The following is a 25,641-nucleotide window of genomic DNA, read 5'->3' on the forward strand; positions in this document are numbered from 1 at the left end:
TCATGAACCAGGAGAACCCCACCAGCATGGACATCGACCTGACCTACGCGCCCGCGCTCGAGTCGGCCGCGATCGGCGCGATCAAGCCGCGCTACCAGATGTACCTCGACGGCGAGTTCGTCGATGGTCGCGGCGACGACATCGTCAGCATCAACCCCGCGACGCTCGAGCCCCTGACGACCATCAGCTCGGCGTCCGTCGAGGACGTCGACCGCGCCGTCGCGGCTGCCCGCAAGGCCTTCGAGGGCCCGTGGTCGCGCATGGGCGGTGCCGAGCGCGGCAAGTACCTGTTCCGCATCGCCCGCGCGATCGCCGAGCGCTCGCGCGAGCTGGCCGTCGCCGAGTCGCTCGACAACGGCAAGCCGATCCGCGAGTCCCGCGACTTCGACGTGCCGACCGCCGCGCAGCACTTCTTCCACCACGCAGGCTGGGCCGACAAGCTCGGGCACCTCGGCTACGGCCCCGCTCCGCGTCCGCTGGGCGTGGCGGGCCAGGTCATCCCCTGGAACTTCCCGCTGCTGATGGCGGCCTGGAAGATCGCGCCGGCTCTCGCCGCGGGCAACACCGTGGTGCTCAAGCCCGCCGAGACCACCTCGGTGACGGCGCTCGTGCTGGCCGAGATCCTGGCCGACGCCGGGCTGCCGCCGGGCGTCGTCAACATCCTGCCCGGTGCGGGCGACATCGGGTCCGCGCTCGTCGGCCACGACGGCGTCGACAAGGTCGCCTTCACGGGCTCCACGCCGGTGGGCAAGCGTATCCAGTCCGAGCTCGCCGGCACCGGTCGCAAGCTGACCCTCGAGCTCGGCGGCAAGGGCGCGAACATCGTCTTCGCCGACGCCGCAGTCGACCAGGCCGTCGAGGGCATCGTCAACGGCGTGTTCTTCAACCAGGGCCAGGTGTGCTGCGCCGGCTCGCGCCTCATCGTGCAGGAGTCGATCGCCGACGAGTTCGTCGAGCGGCTCAAGAAGCGCGTCGAGACCCTGCGGGTCGGCGACCCGCTCGACAAGAACACCGACGTCGGCGCGGTCAACTCGCAGATGCAGTTCGACAAGATCACCCAGCTCTCCGAGGTGGGTGCCGACGAGGGCGCGACGGCCTGGACCAGCAGCTGCCCGCTGCCCGAGAAGGGCTGGTTCGTCGCGCCGACGATCTTCACCGACGCCACCGCCTCGATGCGCATCGCGCGCGAGGAGATCTTCGGTCCCGTGCTCACGACGCTGACCTTCCGCACCCCCGAGGAGGCGCTCGCCAAGGCCAACAACACGCCGTTCGGGCTGTCGGCCGGCGTGTGGACCGAGAAGGGGTCGCGCGCGATGGGCATGGCCGCCGGCCTGCGGGCCGGCGTCATCTGGGACAACACCTTCAACCGGTTCGACCCGACGGCTGCCTTCGGCGGCTACGGCGAGTCCGGCTTCGGTCGCGAGGGTGGCCCGTCCGGCCTCGCGGCATATCTCGACACCGACGACGAGGGAGCACGCTGATGGCGCGGCTGGCCGTGATCAAGACGTACAAGCTCTACGTGGGAGGTGCCTTCCCGCGATCGGAGTCGGGCCGCACCTACCAGGTTCGTGACGAGAAGGGAACGCTCATGGCCAATGCCGCCCTGGCATCTCGCAAGGACGCCCGCAACGCCGTCGTGGCCGCTCGTGCCGGCTTCGGCCGCTGGTCGGGGGCGACGCCCTACAACCGTGGCCAGGTGCTCTACCGCATCGCCGAGATGATGGAGGCACGGCGCAGCGAGCTGGTCGACCTGATCGTCTCGTCGCGAGGCCTGTCGGCCGCGCAGGCCCGGTCGGAGGTCGACGCGTCGATCGACCGCGTCGTCCACTTCGCCGGCTGGACCGACAAGCTGCCGGCGGTGTTCGGCGGCGCCAACGCCGTCTCCGGGCCCTACTTCAGCTACTCGGCGCCCGAGCCGTGCGGCGTCGTGGCCGTCGCGGCCCCCGACGAATCGCCGCTGCTGCCGCTCGTGTCGGTCGTGCTGCCGGCACTGGCCGCCGGCAACAGCGTCGTCGTGGTGGCCTCCGAGGCCGATCCGTGCGTGGCCGTCACGTTCGCCGAGATCCTGGCCACCAGCGACGTCCCGGCCGGTGTCGTCAACGTGCTCACCGGACGCCACGGCGAGATCATGCCGTGGCTGGCGTCGCACGCCGACGTCGACGGTCTCGACCTCACGGGCGTCCCGGCCGCCGAGCGTCAGCAGCTCGAGGTCGCCGCCGCCCAGACCGTCACGCGGGTGCACGCGCCGCACCGGGCGCCCGACTTCACGGCGACGCCCGGCACCGCCCGCATGCGGGCCTTCCTCGAGACCAAGACCGTGTGGCACCCGGTCGGCGCGGTCTCGTTGACCGGCGGCTCGTCGTACTGAGCCGCTACCGCCTCGCCGGGACCGTCACGACGTCATGAGCAACGTGACGGTCTCGGCGACGCAGGCCGGCTTGTCGGTGCCGCGGATCTCGATGGTGTGCTGCAGCGTGACCTGCTGACCCTTCTCGATGTCGGTGACGTCGAGCATCGCGACGCTGCTGCGCACTTTCGACCTCACCGTCACGGGCGAGACGAACCGCACCTTGTTGAGGCCGTAGTTGACGCGCGCCATGTCGCCGGCGAAGGCGAACACCTGGGCGCCGAGGAACGGGATGAGCGACAGCGTGAGGTAGCCGTGGGCGATCGTCGCGCCGAACGGGCCGTCGGCCGCGCGCTCGGGGTCGACGTGGATCCACTGCCGGTCGCCGGTCGCGTCGGCGAACATGTCGATGCGATCCTGCGTGATGCCGATCCACTCGCTGACGCCGAGCTCCTCCCCCACTGCCGCGGCGATCTCGGTGCTGTCGTTGAACATGCGCATCGCTCGAACCTAACCGATCCGGTCGAGGACCACACCCGTCGTGCCGCCGAACGCCTCGCCGATGTCGTAACCGCCCTGCAGGGCCGCCACGGCGCGGTCGAACCGCTCGGGCGTGTCGGTGTGCAGCGTCATGAGCGGCTGTCCGGCCGTGACGGCGTCGCCCGGCTTGGCGTGCATCACGACACCGGCCGCGACCTGCACCTGCTCGCCGGGCCGCGACCGGCCCGCGCCGAGGCGCCAGGCGGCGACGCCGACGCTCATGGCGTCGAGGCGCGTGAGGACGCCCGACGCGGGCGCCGTGACGACGTGGGTCTCCTTGGCCGTCGGCAGCGGGGCGTCGGGGTCGCCGCCCTGGGCCGAGATCATGCGCTTCCAGACGTCCATCGCCGCCCCGGAGGCCAGCACGTCGGCCGGGTCCTTGTCGTCGCGCCCGGCGGCGGCCAGCATCTCGCGGGCCAGCGCGACGGTCAGCTCGACGACGTCGGCGGGGCCACCACCGGAGAGCACCTCGACCGACTCGGCGACCTCGCAGGCGTTGCCGGCGGTGAGGCCGAGCGGCGTGGACATGTCGGTGAGCAGCGCGACGGTGCGCACACCGGCGTCGGTGCCGAGCGCCACCATGGTCTCGGCCAGCTCGCGGGCCTGCTCGAGATCCTTCATGAACGCACCGGTGCCGGCCTTGACGTCCAGCACCAGCGACCCCGTGCCCTCGGCGATCTTCTTGCTCATGATCGAGCTGGCGATCAGGGGGATGGCCTCGACGGTGCCCGTGACGTCGCGCAGCGCGTAGAGCTTCTTGTCGGCCGGGGCCAGGCCCGCACCCGCAGCGCAGATGACGGCACCGACGTCCTCGAGCTGCGCCATCATCTCGTCGTTGGTGAGCGCGGCGCGCCAGCCGGGGATGGCCTCGAGCTTGTCGAGCGTCCCGCCGGTGTGCCCTAGCCCGCGTCCGGACAGCTGCGGGACGGCGACGCCGCAGGCCGCCACCAACGGGGCGAGCGGCAGGGTGATCTTGTCGCCGACACCGCCGGTCGAGTGCTTGTCGGACGTCGGCCACGACAGCGACGAGAAGTCCATCCGCTCGCCGCTGGCGATCATCGCGGCCGTCCAGCGACTGATCTCGCGGCGGTCCATGCCGTTGAGCAGGATCGCCATGGCCAGCGCGGCCATCTGCTCGTCGGCGACGACGCCGCGGGTGTAGGCGTCGACGACCCAGTCGATCTGGGGGTCGGTCAGGGCGTGCCGGTCGCGCTTGGCGGCGATGACCTCGACGGCGTCGAAGGCCTCGGTGCTGGTGGAGCCTGTGGTCATGGGGACCTCCGGGGTCAGGAAGAGACGGGGATGCTCTCGTAGCCGCGCAGCACCCAGGTCGGGCGACGCGGCGACTCCCCCGCCAGGGTGAGCGTGGGGAACCGGTCGAGCAGGGCACGGATGCTGATCTGCAGCTCGAGGCGGGCCAGCGGGGCGCCCAGGCAGAAGTGCAGGCCCATGCCGAAGCCGACGTGGGGATTGGGGTCGCGGCCGACGTCGAAGACGTCGGCGTCCGTGAAGACCGCGGCGTCGCGGTTGGCCGAGCCCATCAGGCACGCGATCTTCTGGCCGGATTGCACCAGCTGGCCCGACACCTCGACGTCGGACGTCGCGGTGCGCTCGAACAGCTGCAGGGGCGCGTCGAAGCGGATGAGCTCCTCGAGCGCCGTCTCGACCGAGACCTCGCCCGACGTGAGGCAGGCCATCTGGTCGGGGTGCTCGAGCAGCGCGTGGAAGCCGTTGCCGAAGACGTTGACCGACGCCTCGTGCCCCGCGTTCAGCAGCAGGACGACCGAGGCCACGAGCTCGTCGTCGCTGAGCTTCGAGCCCTCGTCGCGCGCCTCGATGAGATCGGTGATGAGATCGTCGCCCGGCGACGAGCGTCGCTGCTCGACGACACCGCGGACGTAGTCGGAGAACGCCGTGCTGGCCTCGATCGCCGCGGCCTTGGTGAGGGCGCCGACGCCCGGCTCGTACATGTGCACGATGGCCTGCGACCAGTCGCGCAGCTTCGCGTGGTCGTCGCGGGGCACGCCCAGCAGATCGGCGATGACGTACACCGGCATCGGCTCGGCGTAGTCGCCGAGCAGGTCGAACGTCTCGCCCGGGTCGCCCGGCAGGTCGGCGACCATCGAGGCCGCCAGCGCCTCGATGCGTGGCCGCATGCGCTCGACGTGCCCGCGGCCAAAGGCTGCCGCGACCAGGCGACGCAACCGCGTGTGCGTCGGGGGCTCGTTCTCCATCATCTGGTTGCGGTGCAGGGCGTTGAACGGCTCCATCTGCGAGGCCGGCTCCCAGTCGGTCCACAGGCGTCCGAACGCGCGGTTGCGCAGCACCTGGCTGACCGAGTCGTGCGTCGTGGCGAGCCACGTGCCCATCGGCTCGTGCCACAGCACCGGACCGCTCTCGCGCAGCGACGCCAGCACCGGGTAGGGATCGTCGATGAAGGCCGGAGCCCCGGGGTCGAGCTGCACGGCGTACTGCGTCACTGTGCGAGGTCGCTCGCGTCGAAGGCGTCGGGCAGCACGTCGTTCATGGTCTTGACGCCGCTGGGCGTCATGAGCTGCATCTCGGGCCCGCCGTTCTCCCACAGCAGCTGGCGGCAGCGACCGCACGGCATCAGGGCCGCGCCCTGCGCGTCGACGCACGCCACCGCGACCAGACGACCGCCGCCGGTGGAGTGCAGCGCCGAGACCATGCCGCACTCGGCGCACAGCGCGACGCCGTAGGCGGCGTTCTCGACGTTGCAGCCGAGCACGACCCGGCCGTCGTCGACCAGGCCCGCGACACCCACCTTGTAGCCCGAGTACGGCGCGTAGGCGCGCCCCATCACCTCGGTGGCGTACTTGGTGAGGGCCGCCCAGTCGACCGGGTCGCCCGGACCGTTGATGCCCAGTGTTCCCACGCTCGTCGCCATCAGCCAGCACTCCCTCGTCGATATGACTTGCCATCTGCGGCCGGCATGCGGAGTCGTTGAGATCCGAGCGCCAGCACGAACATCGTCGTGACGTACGGCGTCATGACCGTGAACTCGCGCGGCACGCTGTCGGTGAGCAGGAACCACGCCATGACGAGCGCCCCTGCCGCCGCGACGACGAGCGCACCCTTGACCTGCTTGCGGCAGGCCCGCCAGGCCGCGAACATCAGCAGGCCGATCGCCACGAGCAGCAGCAGCGAGTGCACCGACTGGGTGTCGCGCAGGCGCAGGGAGTCGGTGTAGCCGAACGTCAGCGCGCCGGCCAGCAGACCGCCGGGGCGCCAGTTGCCGAAGATCATCGCCGCGAGGCCGATGTAGCCGCGACCGCCGGTCTGCCCCGTGCTGAAGCCGCTGGACGCCACCAGGGCCAGGAAGCCGCCGCCGATGCCGGCCAGGGCTCCCGAGATGAGCACCGCGACGTACTTGTAGAGGTACACGTTGACGCCGAGCGTCTCGGCGGCCTGCGGGTTCTCACCGCACGAGCGCAGGCGCAGGCCGAACGAGGTGCGCCACAGCACGAGGGCCGAGATGATCACGAGCGCGAAGATCAGCAGGCTCAGCGTCGAGATGTTCGTCGTCAGCGCCTGGATGACCGAGGCGACGTCGGAGACGAAGAACCAGTGCTGGTCGGAGATCGTGTTGGCCAGGTCGGAGACGCCCGGGATCGTGACCTGCGCCGGAGCCTCGAGCCCGTTGAGCTGGCGGGGACCGCCGCCCTCGTACTCGGGGAAGACCGCCTCGGCGAGGTACGTCGCGGCGCCGGCACCGATCAGGTTGATCGCGACGCCCGACACGATGTGGTCGACGCCGAACGTGACCGTCGCGATGGCGTGCAGCAGGCCACCGACGAGGCCCAGCAGAGCAGCACCGAGGATGCCGACCCATGGGCCGTAGTGGTAGGTGAAGAACGCCGCGCCCCACGTGCCGAGGATCATCTGGCCCTCGAGGCCGATGTTGACGACGCCGGCGCGCTCGGCCCACAGACCGCCCAGCGCCGCGGCGAGGATCGGGCACGTCGCGATGATGGCCGCGCGGATCGTGCCGGCGCCCGTCAGGTCGTCGGTGTCGGTGATGATGCGCACGAACGACACCACGCCGATGCCGATCAGGCCGATGTAGAGCCAGCTCTTGGTGAGCCGCTCGACGATCGTGCTCCGCTGCGCGGTCGCGGCGCTCATGCCGTCGCTCCCGTCGTGGCGGTCAGCTCACGGCTGACCGCTCGTTGCTCGAGGCGCGTGCGCCAGCGGCGCACCACCTCGTAGGTGACGACGACCGCCAGCACGGCGACTCCCTGGGTGATCTGGACGATGCTCGGCGACACGTCGGTGCCGAACGTGAGGTCGTTGGACTTGACCGAGAGGAAGGCGAACAGCAGGGCGCCGAACAGCATGCCGATCGGACGGTTGCGGCCGAGCAGCGCCACGGCGATGCCGAGGAAGCCCAGGCCGACCTGGAAGGACGTGCCGTAGTTGCGCGCGCCGCCGAACAGCGCCGGCATCCAGATCAGACCTGCGACGGCACCTGACAGCATCATCGAGATCACGATCATCCGCTTGGGGTTGATGCCGCTGGCGAGGGCGGCGCTCTCGGACTGGCCGCTGGCCCGCAGGTCGAAGCCGAAGCGCGTCTTGTTGAGCAGCGCCCAGAAGCCGACGCCGACCAGCACCGCGACGATGGCCAGCGCCCAGATGTCGCCGTCGCGGTCCTCGAACGGCGACCATCCGCCGAGCGTGGTGCCCGAGGGCAGGTTCTTGGTGTGGACGCTGTTGCCCTCCTTGACCCCGTAGTTGTTGAGGAAGTAGCCGACCAGCGTCACGGCGATCGCGTTGAGCATGATCGTCGAGATGACCTCGCTGACGCCGCGCGTGGCGCGCAGGACGCCCGCGATGCCGGCCCAGGCAGCGCCGACGACCATCGCCACGACGAGCGAGGCGGCCACGTTGGCGAACCCGCCGAGGTACGCGGCACCGGCGAACGTCGCGGCCGAGAAGGAGGCGATCGTGTACTGACCCTCGAGGCCGATGTTGAACAGCCCCATGCGGAAGCCGATCGCCGCGGCGACCGCGGCGATGTAGATCATCGCGGTCTGGTTGACGATGTCGACGCGCAGGCGCGGCTTGGGCACCTCGAACATCGTCGACCAGAACTCGCCCGGCGAGCTGCCCACCGCGGCGATGACCAGGGTCGTCACGAGGATGCTGAGCACGATGGCGATGGCGGGTGCCAGCAACGCCAGACCCACCGACTTCAGACGGCCGTTCATGCCGCCCCTCCTGTCATCGCGGTACCGAGGTCTTGCGGGGTGACGCTCGACGGATCGAAGGTGCCGACGAAGCGTCCGCGGAGGATGACCTGGATGGTGTCGGACAGGCCGATCAGCTCGTCGAGGTCGGCCGAGACCAGCAGCACGGCCAGCCCGTTGCGACGGGCGCGCTTGATGTGGTCCCAGATCGCCGCCTGCGCGCCGACGTCGACGCCGCGGGTGGGGTGCGAGGCGATGAGCAGCACGGGGTCGCCGCTCATCTCGCGTCCGACGATCAGCTTCTGCTGGTTGCCGCCCGACAGAGCCCGCGAGGGGGTGTCGATGCCGGGCGCGCGGACGTCGTAGTCGGCCACGATGCGCTCGGTGTCCTTGCGGGCACCCTTGCGGTTGATCCACATGCCCTTCGAGCTCGGCGGACGTGTCTGGTGGCCCAGGATGCGGTTCTCCCACAGCGGCGCGTCGAGCAGCAGGCCGTGGCGGTGGCGGTCCTCGGGGATGTAGCCGATGCCGGCCTCGCGCAGCTGCCGCGTGTGCCAGTGGGTGACGTCCTGGTCGCCGAGCATGATGCGACCGGACGTCGGGATGCGCATGCCCATGATGGTCTCGACCAGCTCGGCCTGGCCGTTGCCCTCGACGCCGGCGATGCCCAGCACCTCGCCCCGGCGGATGGTCAGCGACAGGTCGGTCAGCAGGTTGCGGCCGAACTCGTCGGTGAGGGTGACGTCGCTCAGCGACAGCTGAACGGTGTCGGTGACCGTCGACTCCTCGGTCTCGGGCGACGGCAGCTCGGAGCCGACCATCAGCTCGGCCAGCTCGTGCTTGGTGGCAGTGGCCGGGTCAGCGGTGCCGACCGTGGTGCCGCGGCGCATGACCGTGATGTCGTCGGCGATCGCGAGCACCTCGTCGAGCTTGTGCGAGATGAACAGCACCGAGTTGCCGGCGGCCTTGAGCTCGCGCAGGTTCTCGAACAGTGCGTCGACCTCTTGCGGCACGAGCACCGCGGTGGGCTCGTCGAGGATGATGATGCGAGCGCCGCGATACAGCACCTTGGCGATCTCGAGGCGCTGACGGGCGGCGACGCCGAGCTTCTCGACCAGCACGTCGGGGTCGAGGTCGAAGCCGAAGCGCTCGGAGATGCGGCGGATCTCGGTGCGGGCCCCGTCGCCGATGCCGTGCAGCTTCTCGGCACCGAGCACCATGTTCTCGAGCACCGTGAGGTTGTCGGCCAGCATGAAGTGCTGGAACACCATGCCCACGCCGGCCTCGATGGCCTCGGTCGGCGACTTCAGCACGACCTGCTTGCCCTCGATCGTGATGGTGCCGTCGTCGGGACGCTGGACCCCGTACAGGATCTTCATCAGCGTCGACTTGCCGGCGCCGTTCTCGCCGATCAGGGCGTGGACGGTCCCCGGCCGGATGGTGACGTCGACGTCGTGGTTGGCGACGACACCGGGAAATCGTTTGCCGATCCCCCGCAGCTGAACCGCATCGACCTCTGACGGCACGGACACTCCCTACGTACGACACTCGTGGCGGACCTGGGTCCTGGACGGAAAGGACGAACCTGGGCTAGACGCTACCGCGCCAGCCCAGGTTCGTCCTGGGGCGTTGCTGGTGCTGCTGGTGGTGCTACGGCTTCGTGGGGACCTTGATGTCGCCCGCGATGATCTTGGCCTTGTAGTCGTCGATCGTCGTGGTGAGACCGTCGATGGCCGTCTTGTTGGCCGTGGAGTAGCCGACACCGTCCTGCTTCAGGTCGTACGTCACGAAGCTGGTCAGCGGCTTGCCCGCGTCGACCGACTTGGCGAAGTCGTACGTCGCGACGTCGACGCGCTTGAGCATCGAGGTCAGGATGAACGGCTTCTGCTCGGCCGTGGCGGTGAGGTACTGGTCGGAGTCGACACCGATCGCCCAGTTGCCCTCGCCGGCCTCGACAGCGGCGTCGAAGACGCCCGAGCCCGAGCCGCCGGCTGCGTGGTAGACCACGTCGGCGCCCTTGTCGAACTCGCCCGCCGCGGCGGCCTTGCCACCGGCCGGGTCACCGAAGCCCTTGAGGTCGGACTCCTGGATGTAGGCGACCTCGACCTTGATGTCGGGCTTGGCGGCCTTGGCGCCCGCGGTGTAGCCCGCCTCGAACTTCTGGATCAGCTCGTTGTTGACGCCGCCCACGAAGCCGATCGTGCCGGACTTGCTCTTCTCGGCAGCGGCGACGCCGACGAGGAAGGAGCCCTCCTGCTCGGCGAAGCCGAGGTAGGCCACGTTCTCGTTGGCCTGGTCGTCGGGGTCGAAGCCGTCGATGACCGCGAAGTTGACCTCGGGGAAGTCGGGCGCGACGGCGTTGACCGACTCGCTGTAGGCGAAGCCGACGCCCACGATGGCGGTGGCGCCGTTCTCGGCCATGTTGCGCAGGCGGTCCTCACGGGCCGACTCGGCCTCGCCGTCGGTCGCCTCGCCCTCGATGCAGGTGGCGTCGAACTCGCCGACGGCCTTCTCCAGGCCCGCGTAGGCCGAGTCGTTGAACGAGCGGTCGCCGCGTCCGCCGACGTCGTACGCCAGGCCGATCTTGGGTCCGTCGCCGTCAGCGGTCTTGCAGACATCGTCGCCGGCAGCGGGCTTGTCGCCTCCGCCACCCTTGCTGTCGCTGCCTCCGCAGCCCGCCAGAGCGAGCGCGGCCACAGCTGCGACAGCGGAAAGCTTGGTCAATCGACGCAAAATTCCTCCTCGGTACGGAGCCGGGAAGCCCGGCACTCGTGACAGACCCTAGTGTCCGATCACGCCGTTCGGCAGGCCGTCGCGGGGATTGCCGGGCGCTGTAACCGTATCTTCACCGAAGTACGCGAGATGGTTGCCCGCGTCAGCTGACGGCAGCCAGCGCGAGCACCTTGGCGCCCACGGCGATCGCGCGCTCGTCGACGCGGAGGTTGCCCTGGTGCAGGTCGTAGGTGGGCCCGTCGGGCGTGCGGGTGCCGAGGCGTCCCATCGAGCCGGGCACGGCCTCGACGTACCAGGCGAAGTCCTCGCCGCCGAGGCTCTGGGCGGTCGACGCCACTCCCCCGGGGCCCACCGCCTGCGAGACGGCCCGGCGCAGGATCTCGGTGGCCCCGAAGTCGTTGACGACCGGCGGGACGCCGCGCACGTACGTGACGTCGGCGCTGACGCCGAAGGGCTCGATGATGTCGCTGATCAGCCCGCGCACGAGGTGCTCGGCCTGGTGCCAGGCGGCGGCGTCGAGCATCCGCAGCGTGCCGCTGAGCTCGCCCGTGGACGGGATGACGTTGGCGGCGTTGCCCGAGCGGATCTGGCCCCACACCATGCTGGCCCCGGCCCGCGGGTCGAAGCGTCGCGACAGCACGGCCGGCAGCTGCGTGAGCAGGCTGCCGAGGGCGTAGGTCAGGTCCTCGGTGAGGTGGGGCCGCGAGGTGTGCCCGCCGCGACCGCTGAGGTGCACCGTGATGTGGTCGGACGCACCGGTGATCGGCCCCTCGCGCAGGCCAACCTGGCCGACGTCGAGCGACGGGTCGCAGTGCAGCGCGAAGATGCGCGAGACGCCCTTGAGCGCGCCGGCCGCCAGCAGCTTGAGGGCGCCACCGGGCATGACCTCCTCGGCGGGCTGGAAGATCAGCCGCACCCTCACGGGCAGCCGGTGCTCGGCGTGGGCGTCGGCGAGGGCCACGGCCGCGCCGAGCAGCGCCGACACGTGGACGTCGTGGCCGCACGAGTGCGACACCCCGGGGACGGTGGACTTCCAAGGGTCCTGCGACGTCTCGATCACCGGCAGGGCGTCGAGGTCGGCGCGCAGCGCGACGATAGGCCCCTCGTCGGGACCGATCTCGGCCATCAACCCCGTGCCCTCGAACCGCTCGTACGGGATGCCGATCTTGTCCATCCACATCGCGACGACGTCGGTCGTGCGCTCCTCGTGCCACGACAGCTCGGGGTAGGAGTGCAGGTCGCGGCGCACCTCGATCAGGTCGGGGGTGACCACGTCGATGGAACGGGCGAGCGACTCGACGAGGGACGTGGACATTCCCTCAGGTTAGCCCGCTCCGCGGCGACACGCGCCGGCTCGTCGCTCCGTGGGACGCCTCCGCCACCTCGCGGGGCCTCATCTCGGCCCACACCTCGTCCAGCGAGATGCCGAGGACGTCCGCGATCGCCGCCACGGTCGGGAAGGCCGGCGTGGCGACACGTCCGGTCTCGATCTTGCGGAGCGTCTCGGGCGAGACGTCGGCGGCCAGGGCGACGTCGAGCATCGACCGGTCGGCGCGGGCTCGGCGCAGGAAGGCTCCGAGCCGGCGTCCACGGTCGATCTCGGCTGGGGTGAGCGGCAGGCGGACCATGAGGCCAATGATAGTACCGGTATGACATGGCCGGTATAGTTATTGCTCACCCACGAGAGGCGACACCGTGATCGAGATCCTGAGCCCGGCACAGCTCCCCGGCGCCCGCGCCGCCGGACGTCTGGTCGGCCGCATCCTCGAGACCCTGCGCCGGCGCACCGTGGCGGGGACCAACCTGCTCGAGATCGACGAGTGGGCCCGCACGATGATCGACGACGCCGGGGCGGTCTCGTGCTACGTCGACTACGCGCCGTCGTTCGGTCGGGGGCCGTTCGGCCACCACATCTGCACCGCGGTCAACGACGCGGTGCTGCACGGCCTCCCCCACGACCGGGCCCTGGCGGACGGCGACCTGCTGACGCTCGACCTGGCCGTGGTGCTCGACGGCATCGCCGCCGACTCCGCGCTGAGCTTCGTCGTCGGACCGACGCGTCCGCCCGAGTGCCTCGCCCTGATCGACGTCACCGAGAGGGCGCTCGCGGCCGCGATTGCGACCGTCAGGCCGGGTGCACGCATCGGCGACCTGTCGCACGCGATCGGGGAGGTGCTGCTCGGCGACGGCTACCGCGTCAACCTGCAGTTCGGCGGGCATGGCATCGGCTCGACGATGCACCAGGACCCGCACGTCGCCAACACGGGCCGTCCGGGTCGCGGCTACCGCCTGCGGCCGGGGCTGCTGCTGGCCCTCGAGCCGTGGGTCATGGCCGACGCCGACGAGCTCGTCACCGATCCCGACGGATGGACCCTCCGCAGCGCCACCGGGTGCCTGACGGCCCACAGCGAGCACACGGTCGCCGTCACCGAAAACGGCGTGGAGGTCCTGACGCTGCGACCCGACGTGCTCGAGTAGCGGCGTCAGGCGCTGCGCTCGAGCGACGCGCGGATCTGCTCGACCGTCTCGTCGGCCAGCGCCGAGAGCTTGGGCTTGACGACGAAGGGGGCCAGGTACTTGACGAGGCCGCGGAACTCGAAGTCGGCGCGGTAGCGGATCTGCGTGCGGTCGCCGTCGCGCGTGAACGTCATCGAGTCGGTCGCGGTGGACTGCGCGTTGGTGCCGCGGGCCGAGAAGAACGTCGGCCGGTCGTGGCCGATCGTCTCATACGTCAGCTCGACCTCGCGGCCGGCGAACCGAGACGTGTTGGCGTAGGTGGTGCCAAGACCGCCGTCGCCGCCCGTGCGGCGGGTGTCGATGGTGCCCGGGTCCCACTCGTTGGTGTTCTCGAAGTCGCTGAGGTAGTCGAAGACGTCCTCAATCGACCGTGACACCGTGAAGGTCCGCTCGACGTGCATTCCTCCACCGTAGGTCGCGCAGGGCGCGCCGCAACTCCTCGCGCTCGGCGTCCTGGGTGTGGAAGAACCACGCGGTCGCCGCGGCGATGCCCAGCAGCGTCACGCCGCCTCCGCCCAGCAGCATCCACCGGGCGCCGAAGGTCTGCCCGACCCAGCCCACCAGCGGTGCACCGACCGGCGTGCCGCCCATGAAGACCATCAGGTAGAGCGCGGCGACCCGTCCGCGCATCATCGGGCTGGCCGTCATCTGGATCGTGGCGTTCGCCGACGTGACCATCGTGAGCGCGCACAGGCCGAGCACCGGCAGCACCGCGGCGAAGGTGACGTAGGTGGGCATGAGGCCCGCGACGATCTCGGTGACGCTGAAGGCGGCACCGGCGAGCACCACGAACCGCAGGCGCGGTCGGGCGCGGCGCGCGGCCATCAACGCACCGACCAGGGAGCCGAGCGCCATGATCGAGGCGAGGATGCCGTACTCGCCGGCCCCCTTGCCGAAGACCTGGGTGGCCATCAGGGCGCTGGTCATCTGGAAGTTCATGCCGAACGTTCCGACGAAGAACACGCACGTGAGGATCAGGACGAGGTCGGGCCGCGACCGCACGTACGTGATGCCGTCGCGGACCGCGTGCTTGCGCGTGCCGGTGACCTCGGACGGGGTGAGCCGCCGCGGGTCGAGCAGCTGCAGCGACGTCAGCACCGCGAGATAGCTCACCGCGTTGACCAGGATGACCCAGCCCGCCGCGCGCACGCCCGAGCCGAGAGCGGCGATCAGCAGTCCGGCGACGGCCGGGCCGATCATGCGCGCGAGGTTGAACGAGGCCGAGTTCAGGCCGACCGCGTTGGCGAGGTCCTTCGGGCCGACGATCTCGACCACGAACGACTGGCGGGCCGGGGCGTCGAAGGCCGTCCCGACGCCGAAGACGAAGGCCAGGACGAACACCTGCCACGTCTGCACGACGCCGGTGACCGCCAGGATGCCCAGCAGCAGGGCGGGCACGGCCATGGCCACCTGGGTGAACCTCAGCACCGTCCGCTTGGGCACGCGGTCGGCGACGACGCCCGCGATCGGCGAGAACAGCAGGGCCGGCAGCAGCTGCAGGCCCGTCGTGATGCCGAGTGCGGTGCCGCTGTCGGTGAGCTGCAGCACCAGCCAGTCCTGACCGATGCGCTGCATCCAGGTGCCGGTGTTGGAGACGATCGCGCCGAGGATGTAGATGCGGTAGTTGCGCACCGCCAGGGCACTGAACGTGGGGCTCACAGGCCGGACAGCCGTTCCATCAGCGCGGCAGCCTCCTTCAGGGTCCGGCGCTCGGCGGGGGTCAGCTCGGTGAGCCGGTGCGACAGCCAGAGGTCGCGGCGGCTGCGCTCCTCGGCCAGCACGGCCTCACCGCGCTCGGAGACCGCCATCAGCACCTGCCGCCCGTCGTCGGGGTGCGGCGAGCGGGTCGCCATGCCGGCATCGACCAGCGACGTCAGCGTGCGGGTGATCGACGGCGGCTGCACGCGCTCGAGGGCCGCGATGGCGCTCGGGGTGGCTTCGCCGAGCTGCCGGATCGCGCCGAGCACCGACATCTGGGTGGGCGTGAGGTCGCTGTGGCGCTCCTGGCGGAGACGGCGGTTGAGACGCGCCACCGCACGCGCGATCTGGTGGGCATCCGTGGGCATATCGTTAGCATAGCAAATTACCTATGCTAACCAAATCGTCATCCCAGGCGCTCGTGGAGGAAGGCGACGACCCGGTCGCGGGCGGCCATGGCCTCGTTGCCCTCCCGCACCTCGTGCGTGAGCACCGAGTGCGCGCCCTTGGAGAAGCCCCCGGCGTTGCCCTCGGACGAGTCGAGCTCGATGACCTCGAAGGCGTCACCCAGGTGCTGGCTCAGCGCGGCGAACCGCCGGGGCGAGACCGCCTTGTCCTCGCTGAACCGCAGGCCCATGACGCACAGGCCGTCGTCGGCGACCCGCCGCTTGATCGTCTGCAGCTCGTCGGGCGACAGGCCGACATCGGCCTGCCTGGCACCGCCGACCGGGAACGGCACCGACGGCTGGCTCATGACGGGCGCCGTCACGGAGTCGTCGACGGCGGCCGCGAGCGCGAACCCGCCCGTGAAGCACATGCCGATGACGCCGACGCCGGATCCGGGAGTACGTCCGTCGAGGTCGCGGGCCACGGCGCGCAGGAACCCGCTGATGGGCCTGGCCGAGCGCGTCGCGAACGCCCGGAACTCCGACGACACGCACAGCCGCGCCACCACGCCGGCCGTGTAGCCGGCCGACATCTCGCGGCCCGGTGTGCCGAACGGCGACGGCACCACCACGGTGAAGCCTTGGTCGACGAGGTGGTCGGCCAGGCCCAGCACCTCCGGCGTCAGGCCCGGGATCTCGGGGATCACGACGACACCGGGCCCGCTGCCCTTCTCGTAGCAGTCGTGGGTGAGCCCGCCGCCCGTGAACGACGACACCACCCACCCCTCGAGCGAGGACGTGGGTGGTGAAGTCATGCAGCGAGCGTAGACGCGTCGGCCTTCCTTCGCCCGCGCACCGACCATGGGTCGAGCGAGCGCAGCGAGTGAAGACAGGCGCCCAGGCGAAGCCTGGCCGCTGTGAGGTACGAACAGCGGATGCGGCGAAGCCGCGCGCCCTACGCCTTGCCCTTGGCGAGCGCTCCGAGGAGGTCGCGGTTGAGGCGGCTGATGGTGTCGAGCGGGATGCCCTTGGGGCACGACGAGGTGCACTCGCCGATGTTGGTGCAGCCGCCGAAGCCCTCGTGGTCGTGCTGCTCGATCATGCCGATGACGCGGGAGTCGCGCTCGGGCTGACCCTGCGGCAGCAGCCCCAGGTGCGTGATCTTGGCCGCCGTGAACAGCATGCCCGAGCCGTTGGGGCACGCCGCGACGCAGGCGCCGCAGCCGATGCAGGTGGCGGACTCGAACGCGTGGTCGGCGTCCTCCTTCGGCACCGGCAGGTTGTTGGCCTCGGGCGCCGAACCGGTCGGCGCGGAGATGAAGCCGCCGGCCTGGATGATGCGGTCGAACGCACCGCGGTCGACGACGAGGTCCTTGACGACCGGGAAGGCTCCCGCGCGCCACGGCTCGATGTCGATGACGGCACCGTCCTCGAAGCTGCGCATGTGCAGCTGGCACGTCGTGGTGGTCTGCGGCCCGTGGGCCTGACCGTTGATGACGACGCCGCACGCCCCGCAGATGCCCTCGCGGCAGTCGTGGTCGAAGGCGATCGGGTCGTCACCGCTCAGCGTCAGCTGCTCGTTGAGGACGTCGAGCATCTCCAGGAACGACATGTGCTCACTGACGTTCTCAACGCCGTACGTGACCATCTTGCCCTTGTCGTCGGCGTTCTTCTGACGCCACACACGCACGGTGATGTTCACTTGTAGCTCCTCGACTTCATCTCGACGTACTCGTATTCGAGTGGTTCCTTGTGCAGCGTGGGCTGCTTGTCGCCGTACTCCCAGGCCGACACGTAGGCGAACTCGTCGTCGTGACGCAGCGCCTCGCCGTCCTCGGTCTGGCTCTCGGCGCGGAAGTGACCGCCGCACGACTCGCGCCGGTTGAGCGCATCGATGCACATGAGCTCGCCGAGCTCGAAGAAGTCGGCGACGCGGCCGGCCCGCTCGAGGGTCTGGTTGAGCTCCTCGTTGACACCGGTGACCTTGACGTTGGCCCAGAAGTCGGTCTTGAGGTCACGGATCATGCCGATGGCCTTGGTCAGGCCCTCCTCGGTGCGCTCCATGCCGCAGTAGTCCCACATGATCTGGCCGAGCTCCTTGTGGTAGGAGTCGACCGTGCGGGTGCCGTTGATCGCGAGCAGCGTCGTGATGCGCTCCTCGACGGCCTGCTTGGCCTCGACCACGGCGGGGTGGTCGTGGTCGACCTTGTCGTACGGACCGTCGGCCAGGTAGTTGGCCAGCGTGTACGGCAGGACGAAGTAGCCGTCGGCCAGGCCCTGCATCAGCGCGGAGGCGCCGAGGCGGTTGGCGCCGTGCTCGGAGAAGTTGGCCTCACCCGTCACGAACAGGCCGGTCAGGTTGCTCTGCAGGTCGTAGTCGACCCACAGACCGCCCATCGTGTAATGCACGGCCGGGTAGATGCGCATGGGCTCGGAGTACGGGTCCTCGCCGGTGATCTGCGCGTACATGTCGAACAGGTTGCCGTACTTGGCCTCGACGGCCGGGCGACCCAGGCGATCGATCGCGTCGGCGAAGTCGAGGTAGACCCCGAGCCCGCCGGGACCGACGCCCTTGCCCGCGTCGCACTGGTACTTGGCGGCACGCGAGGCGATGTCGCGGGGCACCAGGTTGCCGAAGGCCGGGTAGATGCGCTCGAGGTAGTAGTCGCGCTCGTCCTCGGGGATCTCGCTGGCGAGGCGCTCGTCGTTCATCTTCTTCGGCACCCAGATGCGTCCGTCGTTGCGCAGCGACTCGCTCATCAGCGTGAGCTTGCTCTGGTAGTCGCCCGACACGGGGATGCAGGTGGGGTGGATCTGCGTGTAGCAGGGGTTGGCGAAGTAGGCACCCTTGCGGTGCGCGCGCCACGTGGCCGTGGTGTTGCAGCCCATCGCGTTGGTCGACAGGAAGAACACGTTGCCGTAGCCACCCGAGGCCAGCACGACGGCGTCGGCCGTGTGGGTCTCGATCTCGCCGGTGACCATGTCGCGGACGATGATGCCGCGGGCCCGGTCGTCGACCATGATCAGCTCGAGCATCTCGTGGCGCGTGTTCATCTCGACGGTGCCGGCCGCGATCTGCCGCTCGAGCGCCTGGTAGGCGCCGATCAGCAGCTGCTGGCCGGTCTGGCCGCGGGCGTAGAACGTGCGGGAGACCTGCACGCCGCCGAACGAGCGGTTGTCGAGCAGTCCGCCGTACTCGCGGGCGAACGGGACGCCCTGCGCGACGCACTGGTCGATGATGTTCACCGACACCTGCGCGAGGCGGTAGACGTTGGACTCGCGGGCACGGAAGTCGCCGCCCTTGACCGTGTCGTAGAACAGCCGGTAGATGCTGTCGCCGTCGTTGCGGTAGTTCTTGGCGGCGTTGATGCCACCCTGCGCGGCGATCGAGTGCGCACGACGCGGGCTGTCCTGGTAGCAGAAGCTCTTGACGTGGTAGCCGGCCTCGCCGAGCGTCGCGGCGGCCGAGGCGCCGGCCAGGCCGGTGCCGACGACCAGCACGCTGAGCTTGCGGCGGTTGGCGGGGTTGACCAGCTTGGCGTTGAACTTGCGGTCGTCCCAGCGCTTCTCGATGGGGCCGGTCGGCGCCTTGGCGTCGTGGATGTCGTCGCCGACGGCGTGGAACTGCTCCGACGGGTTCTTGTAGGGCTCAGTGATGGTCATGATCCAGCTCCGAAGAAGAAGATGGCGAAGGGGACGGTCAGGAAGCCGCCGGCGATGATGACGGCCAGGCCGATCGAGACCGCGGTGATGCGCGACGACTTGCGCGTCGAGCTGTGGTTCTGGCCCAGGGTGGTCAGGGCGCTCCAGAAGCCGTGGGCGAGGTGGAAGCCCACCGCGACGAGGCCGATCGTGTAGAGCAGGACGACCCACCAGATCTCGAAGCCGTTGACGACGCGGTCGTACTTGCTGTCGGAGGCGCCGCCGGGCGAGAGCCAGTTGGGCAGCATCTGCGCGACGTGGCCGATGATGAACAGCAGCAGGATGATGCCGCCCCACCGCATCGTGAACGAGGCGTAGCTGCGCTGGACACCGGTCTTGTTCTGCTTGGTGTGGTAGCGCGTGTTGCCGACGAAGCCGGCCGCCGCCTTGTTGCGCCGCCACAGCGTGACCGCCGCGTAGACGTGGACGACCAGTGCCGCGGTGAGGACGACCCGGATGATCCAGAGGGCGCCCTCGTGAGGCAGGTACGGGTAGAGGATGTCGTCGAGACCCTCGAGGTAGTGGTCGAACTTGTCGCGGCCCTGGAAGAACTTCAGGTTGCCGTACATGTGGACCAGCAGGTAGCCGAGCATGATGAGCCCCGACACCGCCATCGAATACTTCAGGGCGACGGTCGAGCGCTTCGCCGACGGCCGCTTCACAGTTTGGGTAGTTGCCACGATCACACAGTAGGTCGCTTCGACGATTCGCGCTAAGTCTTGTTGAGGGCAACCTTCATAGCCAACGGCTATGACACACTGATCGTGTGCAGATCCACCAGCTCACCTACTTCGTCGCCGTCGCCCGCACCCGGCACTTCACCCGGGCCGCCGACCTGACCGGCGTGTCGCAGCCGACGCTCTCGAAGCAGATCCGCGTGCTCGAGAACTCGCTCGGCACTCCCCTGTTCGTCCGGCACCGCGGCGGCATCGAGCTGACCAGCGCGGGCGAGGCGCTGCTCCCGCACGCCCAGCGCATCCTGATCGACGTCGAGAGCGCCGAGCGCACGGTGCACGAGGTCGCCAGCCTGCGGCGCGGACGGGTGCGGCTCGGTGCCACCCCCTCGTTGTGCGACGGCCTGCTGCCGCGGGCGCTGACCCGCTTCCACGAGATGTACCCCGGTATCGACCTCGAGGTCCAGGAGGCGGGCTCGCGCCTGCTCACGCGCGAGCTCGCGCAAGGACGCATCGACGTCGCGCTGCTGATCATCCCGCTGCACAGCGACGAGCCCGACATCGAGACGACTCCCGTGCTGAGAGAGCGTCTGGTGCTGGCCAGCCCCCCGGGCTCCGACGCTCCCGAGCACATGGACGTCGGCGACCTGCGCGACCTGCCGCTCGTGATGTTCCGCGAGGGCTACGACCTGCGCGACGTCACGCTGCGAGCCTGCGCCCAGGCCGGGTTCGAGCCGCGGCTGGCGGTCGAGGGCGGCGAGATGTCGGCGGTACTGCGCTTCGTCGAGGCAGGCCTCGGTCACGCCGTGGTGCCCAGCATGGTGCTGTCGGCCCGTCCGCAGCTGCGGTCGTCGCAGCTCGGCAACCCGCCGCTCGACCGGGTCATCGCGCTGGCGCACCGCAGCTCCGAGGCGCTGCCGCTGGCGGCCCAGGCGTTCAAGGCCGAGCTGCTCGACCACCTGACGACCTTCGCCGACGGCGACCTCGACCTGGTCTGAGCCCGTCGGTCAGCGACCGAGGGAGAAGGCCTGCTGCGGGACCCAGCCGGACTCGTCCTGGTGGTGGTAGAGGGCGAACTCGCTGACGGTGAACTCGCACTCGAAGTCGGCCAGCTCCTCGTAGGCACGGTCGAGGCTCGGGTCGTCGAGGTTGTGCGCGACCGTCACGTGCGGGTGGTACGGAAACTCCGGCTCGGGGCTGTCGAGGGCGTCTCGGACGCACTTGGCCAGCATCTCGGTGTAGGAGATGCCCTCGCTGACGGCGACGAACACGACGGGCGAGACCGGGCGGAACGTGCCGGTGCCACGCAGCCGCATCGGGAACGGGGGCAGGGCCGTCGAGGCGCGCTCGAGGGAGTCGCGGACGATCTCGAGCTCGGCGTCGGCGACGTCGGTGGGCGGCATCAGCGTGACGTGGCTGGGGATCGTCTCGGCCATCGGGTCACCGAACTCGGCCCGCTTCTCCCGCAGCATCGACCCATACGGATCGGGGACCGGGATCGCGACGCCGATGATCGTCACGGGCGGACGCCCCGCACGAACCCGGAGCGCTCGTACACCAGGTCGAGCGTGGTGGCGGCGACCTCACGCGCCCGCTCGGCGCCCTGGGCGAGGACGCGGTCGAGCTCGGCGCGATCGTCGAGCAGCTCACGGGTTCGGTCGCCGAAGGCGCCGACGAACTCGGCCAGCAGGTCGCCGAGGGCAACCTTCAGGTGCCCGTACTGACGTCCCTCGAACTCCTCGACGATGGCCTCGACCGGGTCGCCCGTGAGCGCGGAGTAGATCGACAGCAGGTTCGAGATGCCGGGCTTCTCGTCACGATCGAACGCGATGACGCTGCCCGAGTCGGTGACGGCGGACCGCAGCTTCTTGGCGACCTGCTTGGGGGTGTCGGTCAGGTCGACGACGCCGGCGTGCGACTGGTTGGAGCCGCTCATCTTCTTGGTCGGGTCCTGCAGGTCGTAGATCTTCGCGGTGGCCTTGACGATGTGCGGCTCGGGGACCGTGAACGTCTCGCCGAAGCGGTGGTTGAACCGCTGCGCCAGGGTGCGGGTCAGCTCGACGTGCTGGCGCTGGTCCTCGCCGACCGGCACCTTGTCGGCCTGGTAGAGCAGGATGTCGGCGGCCATCAGGATCGGGTAGGTGAACAGGCCCACGCTCGACGAGTCCTGCCCGCCCTTGGCGCTCTTGTCCTTGAACTGCGTCATGCGGCTGGCCTCGCCGTAGCCCGTGATGCCGCCCAGCACCCAGGCGAGCTGCGCGTGCTCGGGCACGTGGCTCTGGACGAACAGGGCGCTACGCTCGGGGTCGACGCCGGCGGCCAGGAACTGGGCCGCCGCGATGTACGTGCGCTCGCGCAGCAGGGCGGGGTCGTACTCGACGGTGATGGCGTGCAGGTCGGGCACGAAGTAGAACGCCTCGAACTCGTCCTGCAGGGCGACCCACTGCTTGAACGCGCCGAAGTAGTTGCCCAGGTGGTACGAGTCGGCCGTGGGCTGGGCCCCGGACAGCACGCGTGGTCGGCGTTCAGCAGGCATGCGGACGATTCTGCCAGCCGGTCCGAGCCGTACCGTGTGCGCATGCCCGATCGCATCTCGGACGACGTCGACACGGCCGCGACGATGCCGCTCGAGGTGGATGGAGCGATTCACGTGCCGCGAGCATCGGTAGTGTCACGCACGTGACTGACGTGTGCCGGTGGGACGTGCCCGGCCGGGTGAACCTGATCGGCGAGCACCTCGACTACAACGGCGGGCCGGTGCTGCCGCTGGCCATCGACCGCAGCGTGACGGTCAAGGCCCGCGCACGCGACGACGGCGCGGTCAACGTCTGGAGCGACCTGCCCGACGCGAGCAAGGTCTCGTTCGCGACGACGGTCCAGCCCGGCGACGTCGACGGGTGGGCCACGTACGTCGCGGGCACGATCTGGAGCCTCGCCGAGCGCGACCTGACGATCCCCGGCGCCGACCTGGTCATCGAGTCGCGGCTGCCCTCGGGAGCAGGCCTGTCGTCGTCGGCGGCCACGACGTGCGGAGTCGCCTCGGCGCTCGACGAGCTGTTCGGGCTGGGCCTCGACACCGCCGAGGTGGCACTCGTCGCACAACGGGCCGAGGCCGGATTCGTCGGCGCACCCGTCGGGCTCATGGACCAGCTGGCCGTGCTGCACGGCACCGCCGGCCACGCCGTCCTGATCGACACCGCCGTCACGCCCCACACCACCAGGCCCGTCGCTCTCGGGTGGGAGGCGGACGGCCTGGTGCTGGCCGTCATCGCCACGGGGGCCCACCACGCCCTCGCCGACGGCGAGTACGCCGCACGCCGCGAGGAGTGCGAGCGGGCCGCCGCCGAGCTGGGTCTGGAGTGGCTGGCGCAGGCAGGCCTCGACGCCACCGTGATGCTGGCCGACGAGACGCTCAAGGCTCGCACCCGCCACGTGCTCACCGAGACCGCTCGGGTGCGCAGCGCCGTCACGGCGGTCGGCCGCCGGGCCTGGCCGCAGCTCGGCACGATCCTGACGGCGTCGCACGCCTCGCTGCGTGACGACTTCGAGGTCAGCTGCCCCGAGCTCGACGTCGCCGTCGAGGCCGCGCTCGAGGCCGGGGCCCTCGGTGCCCGCATGACCGGCGGCGGGTTCGGCGGCAGCGCGATCGCGCTCGTCGAGCCCGACAAGGTGCAGGCGCTGCGCGAACGCGTCGAGTCGCGCTATGCGCTGCACCAGTGGTCTCGCCCCGAGGTCTTCGTCGTGCACGCCGCGGACGGCGCCCACCGGGTGCCGGCGCCGGGTGCCAGACTGGACGGGTGACCTCTCGACGTATCGCCTACCAGGGCGAGCCCGGCGCCAACTCCGACATGGTGTGCCAGCAGCACTACCCCGACTGTCAGACCGTGCCGTGCGCGTCGTTCGAGGACGTCTTCGCCGCCGTGAGCGGGGGCGAGGCCGATCTCGCGATGATCCCGATCGACAACTCGATCGCCGGACGCGTCGCCGACATCCACCACTTCCTGCCCACGTCGGGCCTGCACATCGTCGCCGAGCACTTCCTGCGCATCCAGTTCAGCCTGCTGGGCGTGCCCGGCGCGACCCTCGACACGATCAGGACGGTGCACAGCCACGTCCACGCGCTGGGCCAGTGCCGCAAGATCATCCGCGAGTACGGGCTCACGACCGTCATCTCGGGCGACACGGCCGGCGCGGCCCGCGAGATCTCCGAGGCCGGCGACGTCACGCAGGCCGCGATCTCGCCGCCGCTGGCCGCGAAGATCTACGGCCTCGACGTGCTGGCGTCCGACATCGAGGACGAGGAGCACAACACGACGCGCTTCGTCGTGCTGTCGCGCGAGCCCCGGCGGGCCGAGGCCGGACGCGGGCCCGTCGTCACGAGCTTCGTGTTCAACGTCCGCAACCTGCCCGCCGCGCTCTACAAGGCCCTGGGCGGATTCGCCACCAACGGCGTCAACATGACCAAGCTCGAGAGCTACATGGTCGACGGCACCTTCACCGGCGCCACGCAGTTCCTCGCCGAGGTCGACGGGCATCCCGACGACGTGCCGGTCGCCCGTGCGCTCGAGGAGCTGGCGTTCTTCACGACCGACGTCACGATGCTCGGGGTGTACCCGGCAGATCCGTCCCGCGCCTCGACGCGATGAGGTGGCCGCTGGTGGTCCCCGTCCTCAGTGACGGGGAGGTGACGATCCGTGCGCACGTGCCCGGCGACGTCGACGGGCTGCTCGAGATGGCCAACGATGCCGAGATGGTCCGCTGGACCGCGATCCCTGCGCCGCACACCCGGGCCATGAGCGAGCAGTTCGCGTTCACGATCATCCCTCGGGGCTGGGAGGACGGCACGCACCGCGGCTGGGCGATCGAAGCCGTGGACGACGACGGGCGCGCGCGCTTCGCGGGCAACGTCGACATCCGCCAGAAGCCCATCGCCGACATCGGCTTCGCCCTGCACCCGTGGGCTCGCGGGCGCGGCATCATGGCCCGCGCGGTGCGACTGGCCGTCGACTGGGCGCTGACCGAGGGCGGCGTCGAGATCGTGCACTGGCGCTCGCACGTCGGCAACGAGCCGTCGCTGCGGGTCGCCCACGCCACGGGGTTCACCCTGCACGGGACCACCCCCGGCATGCTGCTCGAGCGCGGTCAGGTGCTGGACGCGTGGACGGGCTCCATCCGCTTCGGCGACGCACCCTACGCACGGACGCCGTGGGCCGAGTCGCCGACGCTGGAGTCGGACCGCCTGCGGCTGCGGCGATTCACCCAGGCCGATCTGCCCCGCATCGCCGAGGCCTGCTCCGACCCGGTCTCGCGGCACTTCCTGTCGGCGCTCCCCCAGCCCTACACGACCGCCACGGCTCGCGCCTACGTCGACGACTGCCTGTGGCAGGCGGCGACCGGTGCCAAGGCCACCTGGGCGATCGCCGACCGCACCACCGACCAGCTGCTCGGCAACATCGCGGTGATGGACCTGCTGGGGCTGGCCGGCGACCACGGCGAGATCGGCTACTGGCTGCACCCGGACGCCCGCGGTCGCGGTCTCATGACCGAGGCCACCCGCATGGTCGTGGCGCACGCCCTCGACCCGGACGGCCTCGACCGCCGCAGGCTGGCCCTGTATGCCGCCGTCGACAACCCCGCCAGCAACGCCGTCGCCGTGGCCGCGGGATTCGACCGGTTCGGCACGCAGCGCGTCGCCGAGCGGTTGGGCGACGGATCGTTCGACGACCTGAACGGCTACGAGCTCGTCCGCTGACGTCCTGCGGGGCGGAGCCCCGCCTCGGCGCCGGCCGACCCCGATTCTGTCGCCCGTCACGACGACAGTTGCGTCGTGCGAC

The 25,641-nt window shown here is 70.2% G+C and carries 26 protein-coding genes; 7 read left to right on the plus strand and 19 right to left on the minus strand.

Translation table 11 applies throughout. The features are described 5' to 3' along the window. The first annotated feature begins 2 nt into the window (after positions 1 to 2). Both DX116_RS00975 and DX116_RS00980 read left to right on the plus strand, forming a co-directional pair. Positions 3 to 1,481, plus strand: a complete 1,479-nt coding sequence (locus tag DX116_RS00975) for an aldehyde dehydrogenase family protein (protein ID WP_233556522.1) — start codon at positions 3 to 5, stop codon at positions 1,479 to 1,481. Then, on the plus strand, positions 1,481 to 2,368 hold the full coding sequence (locus DX116_RS00980; RefSeq protein ID WP_119702383.1) for an aldehyde dehydrogenase family protein: 888 nt from the start codon (positions 1,481 to 1,483) through the stop codon (positions 2,366 to 2,368). The genes DX116_RS00975 and DX116_RS00980 overlap by 1 nt, the downstream gene beginning before the upstream one ends. A 24-nt stretch (positions 2,369 to 2,392) precedes the next feature. On the opposite strand, the gene DX116_RS00985 is transcribed toward DX116_RS00980, so the two are convergent. The 10 genes from DX116_RS00985 to DX116_RS01030 all read right to left on the minus strand — a co-directional run bounded on the left by DX116_RS00985 (position 2,393) and on the right by DX116_RS01030 (position 12,458). Beyond that, positions 2,393 to 2,848 carry a MaoC family dehydratase gene (locus DX116_RS00985; RefSeq protein ID WP_119702384.1) on the minus strand — a complete coding sequence of 152 codons (456 nt, stop codon included), beginning with the start codon at positions 2,846 to 2,848 and terminating at the stop codon, positions 2,393 to 2,395. A gap of 9 nt (positions 2,849 to 2,857) precedes the next feature. Beyond that, entirely contained in the window at positions 2,858 to 4,159 is a 1,302-nt protein-coding gene (locus tag DX116_RS00990) for a thymidine phosphorylase (RefSeq protein ID WP_119702385.1), read from the minus strand. A 14-nt stretch (positions 4,160 to 4,173) separates the two neighbouring features. Then, positions 4,174 to 5,367, minus strand: a complete 1,194-nt coding sequence (locus DX116_RS00995; RefSeq protein WP_199715879.1) for a cytochrome P450 — start codon at positions 5,365 to 5,367, stop codon at positions 4,174 to 4,176. Next, positions 5,364 to 5,795, minus strand: coding sequence for a cytidine deaminase (locus tag DX116_RS01000; RefSeq protein WP_119702386.1), 432 nt, complete (start codon positions 5,793 to 5,795; stop codon positions 5,364 to 5,366). Before DX116_RS01000 ends, DX116_RS00995 begins: the two co-directional genes overlap by 4 nt. Further along, positions 5,795 to 7,033 (minus strand): ABC transporter permease, encoded by a 1,239-nt coding sequence (locus DX116_RS01005; RefSeq protein ID WP_119702387.1) that lies wholly within the window; start codon positions 7,031 to 7,033, stop codon positions 5,795 to 5,797. Before DX116_RS01005 ends, DX116_RS01000 begins: the two co-directional genes overlap by 1 nt. Then, the gene (locus DX116_RS01010) at positions 7,030 to 8,118 is read right to left on the minus strand and encodes an ABC transporter permease (protein WP_119702388.1); all 1,089 of its coding nucleotides are present in this window, start codon (positions 8,116 to 8,118) and stop codon (positions 7,030 to 7,032) included. Before DX116_RS01010 ends, DX116_RS01005 begins: the two co-directional genes overlap by 4 nt. Continuing rightward, entirely contained in the window at positions 8,115 to 9,623 is a 1,509-nt protein-coding gene (locus DX116_RS01015; protein WP_199715880.1) for an ABC transporter ATP-binding protein, read from the minus strand. Before DX116_RS01015 ends, DX116_RS01010 begins: the two co-directional genes overlap by 4 nt. 124 nt (positions 9,624 to 9,747) lie before the next feature. Next, positions 9,748 to 10,794, minus strand: a complete 1,047-nt coding sequence (locus tag DX116_RS01020; protein ID WP_233556523.1) for a BMP family lipoprotein — start codon at positions 10,792 to 10,794, stop codon at positions 9,748 to 9,750. Positions 10,795 to 10,972: 178 nt separating this feature from the next. Then, the gene (locus DX116_RS01025; RefSeq protein ID WP_119702391.1) at positions 10,973 to 12,145 is read right to left on the minus strand and encodes an amidohydrolase; all 1,173 of its coding nucleotides are present in this window, start codon (positions 12,143 to 12,145) and stop codon (positions 10,973 to 10,975) included. Positions 12,146 to 12,149: 4 nt separating this feature from the next. Further along, positions 12,150 to 12,458 carry a helix-turn-helix transcriptional regulator gene (locus tag DX116_RS01030; protein ID WP_119702392.1) on the minus strand — a complete coding sequence of 103 codons (309 nt, stop codon included), beginning with the start codon at positions 12,456 to 12,458 and terminating at the stop codon, positions 12,150 to 12,152. 67 nt (positions 12,459 to 12,525) lie between these two features. Between DX116_RS01030 and map the strand changes: the two genes are divergently transcribed. Then, positions 12,526 to 13,308 (plus strand): type I methionyl aminopeptidase, encoded by a 783-nt coding sequence (map, locus tag DX116_RS01035; RefSeq protein WP_119702393.1) that lies wholly within the window; start codon positions 12,526 to 12,528, stop codon positions 13,306 to 13,308. A gap of 5 nt (positions 13,309 to 13,313) precedes the next feature. On the opposite strand, the gene DX116_RS01040 is transcribed toward map, so the two are convergent. From DX116_RS01040 to DX116_RS01070, 7 genes are all read right to left on the minus strand, one after another. Next, positions 13,314 to 13,748, minus strand: a complete 435-nt coding sequence (locus tag DX116_RS01040) for an SRPBCC family protein (RefSeq protein WP_119702394.1) — start codon at positions 13,746 to 13,748, stop codon at positions 13,314 to 13,316. After that, positions 13,708 to 15,006, minus strand: coding sequence for an MFS transporter (locus DX116_RS01045; RefSeq protein ID WP_119702395.1), 1,299 nt, complete (start codon positions 15,004 to 15,006; stop codon positions 13,708 to 13,710). Before DX116_RS01045 ends, DX116_RS01040 begins: the two co-directional genes overlap by 41 nt. Beyond that, complete coding sequence (locus DX116_RS01050) at positions 15,003 to 15,413, minus strand: MarR family winged helix-turn-helix transcriptional regulator (protein ID WP_119702396.1); 411 nt, start codon at positions 15,411 to 15,413, stop codon at positions 15,003 to 15,005. Before DX116_RS01050 ends, DX116_RS01045 begins: the two co-directional genes overlap by 4 nt. A 38-nt stretch (positions 15,414 to 15,451) precedes the next feature. Further along, entirely contained in the window at positions 15,452 to 16,246 is a 795-nt protein-coding gene (locus DX116_RS01055) for a dienelactone hydrolase family protein (RefSeq protein WP_119704045.1), read from the minus strand. A 140-nt stretch (positions 16,247 to 16,386) separates the two neighbouring features. Next, entirely contained in the window at positions 16,387 to 17,133 is a 747-nt protein-coding gene (locus DX116_RS01060) for a succinate dehydrogenase/fumarate reductase iron-sulfur subunit (protein WP_056606575.1), read from the minus strand. Then, complete coding sequence (locus tag DX116_RS01065; protein ID WP_119702397.1) at positions 17,130 to 19,094, minus strand: fumarate reductase/succinate dehydrogenase flavoprotein subunit; 1,965 nt, start codon at positions 19,092 to 19,094, stop codon at positions 17,130 to 17,132. Before DX116_RS01065 ends, DX116_RS01060 begins: the two co-directional genes overlap by 4 nt. After that, the gene (locus tag DX116_RS01070; protein ID WP_233556524.1) at positions 19,091 to 19,813 is read right to left on the minus strand and encodes a succinate dehydrogenase cytochrome b subunit; all 723 of its coding nucleotides are present in this window, start codon (positions 19,811 to 19,813) and stop codon (positions 19,091 to 19,093) included. Before DX116_RS01070 ends, DX116_RS01065 begins: the two co-directional genes overlap by 4 nt. A gap of 86 nt (positions 19,814 to 19,899) precedes the next feature. Here DX116_RS01070 and DX116_RS01075 point away from each other — a divergent pair, with 86 nt between their 5' ends. After that, entirely contained in the window at positions 19,900 to 20,805 is a 906-nt protein-coding gene (locus DX116_RS01075) for a LysR family transcriptional regulator (protein ID WP_119702398.1), read from the plus strand. A gap of 9 nt (positions 20,806 to 20,814) precedes the next feature. Here DX116_RS01075 and DX116_RS01080 read toward each other — a convergent pair whose 3' ends face one another. Beyond that, entirely contained in the window at positions 20,815 to 21,327 is a 513-nt protein-coding gene (locus DX116_RS01080; protein ID WP_119702399.1) for a 2'-5' RNA ligase family protein, read from the minus strand. Then, positions 21,324 to 22,343 carry a tryptophan--tRNA ligase gene (gene trpS, locus DX116_RS01085; RefSeq protein WP_119702400.1) on the minus strand — a complete coding sequence of 340 codons (1,020 nt, stop codon included), beginning with the start codon at positions 22,341 to 22,343 and terminating at the stop codon, positions 21,324 to 21,326. The genes DX116_RS01080 and trpS overlap by 4 nt, the downstream gene beginning before the upstream one ends. A gap of 143 nt (positions 22,344 to 22,486) precedes the next feature. Here trpS and galK point away from each other — a divergent pair, with 143 nt between their 5' ends. From galK to DX116_RS01100, 3 genes are read left to right on the plus strand one after another with little or no spacing between them, the layout of a single operon-like run. Beyond that, positions 22,487 to 23,608 carry a galactokinase gene (gene galK, locus DX116_RS01090; RefSeq protein ID WP_158591858.1) on the plus strand — a complete coding sequence of 374 codons (1,122 nt, stop codon included), beginning with the start codon at positions 22,487 to 22,489 and terminating at the stop codon, positions 23,606 to 23,608. After that, entirely contained in the window at positions 23,605 to 24,453 is an 849-nt protein-coding gene (locus tag DX116_RS01095; protein ID WP_119702402.1) for a prephenate dehydratase, read from the plus strand. The genes galK and DX116_RS01095 overlap by 4 nt, the downstream gene beginning before the upstream one ends. A gap of 11 nt (positions 24,454 to 24,464) precedes the next feature. Next, a complete protein-coding gene (locus DX116_RS01100; RefSeq protein ID WP_158591859.1) occupies positions 24,465 to 25,559 on the plus strand; it encodes a GNAT family N-acetyltransferase in 1,095 nt (364 codons plus the stop codon). Positions 25,560 to 25,641 lie beyond the last annotated feature (82 nt).

Source organism: Aeromicrobium endophyticum (genome assembly GCF_003586285.1).
GTDB classification, from domain to species: domain Bacteria; phylum Actinomycetota; class Actinomycetes; order Propionibacteriales; family Nocardioidaceae; genus Aeromicrobium; species Aeromicrobium endophyticum.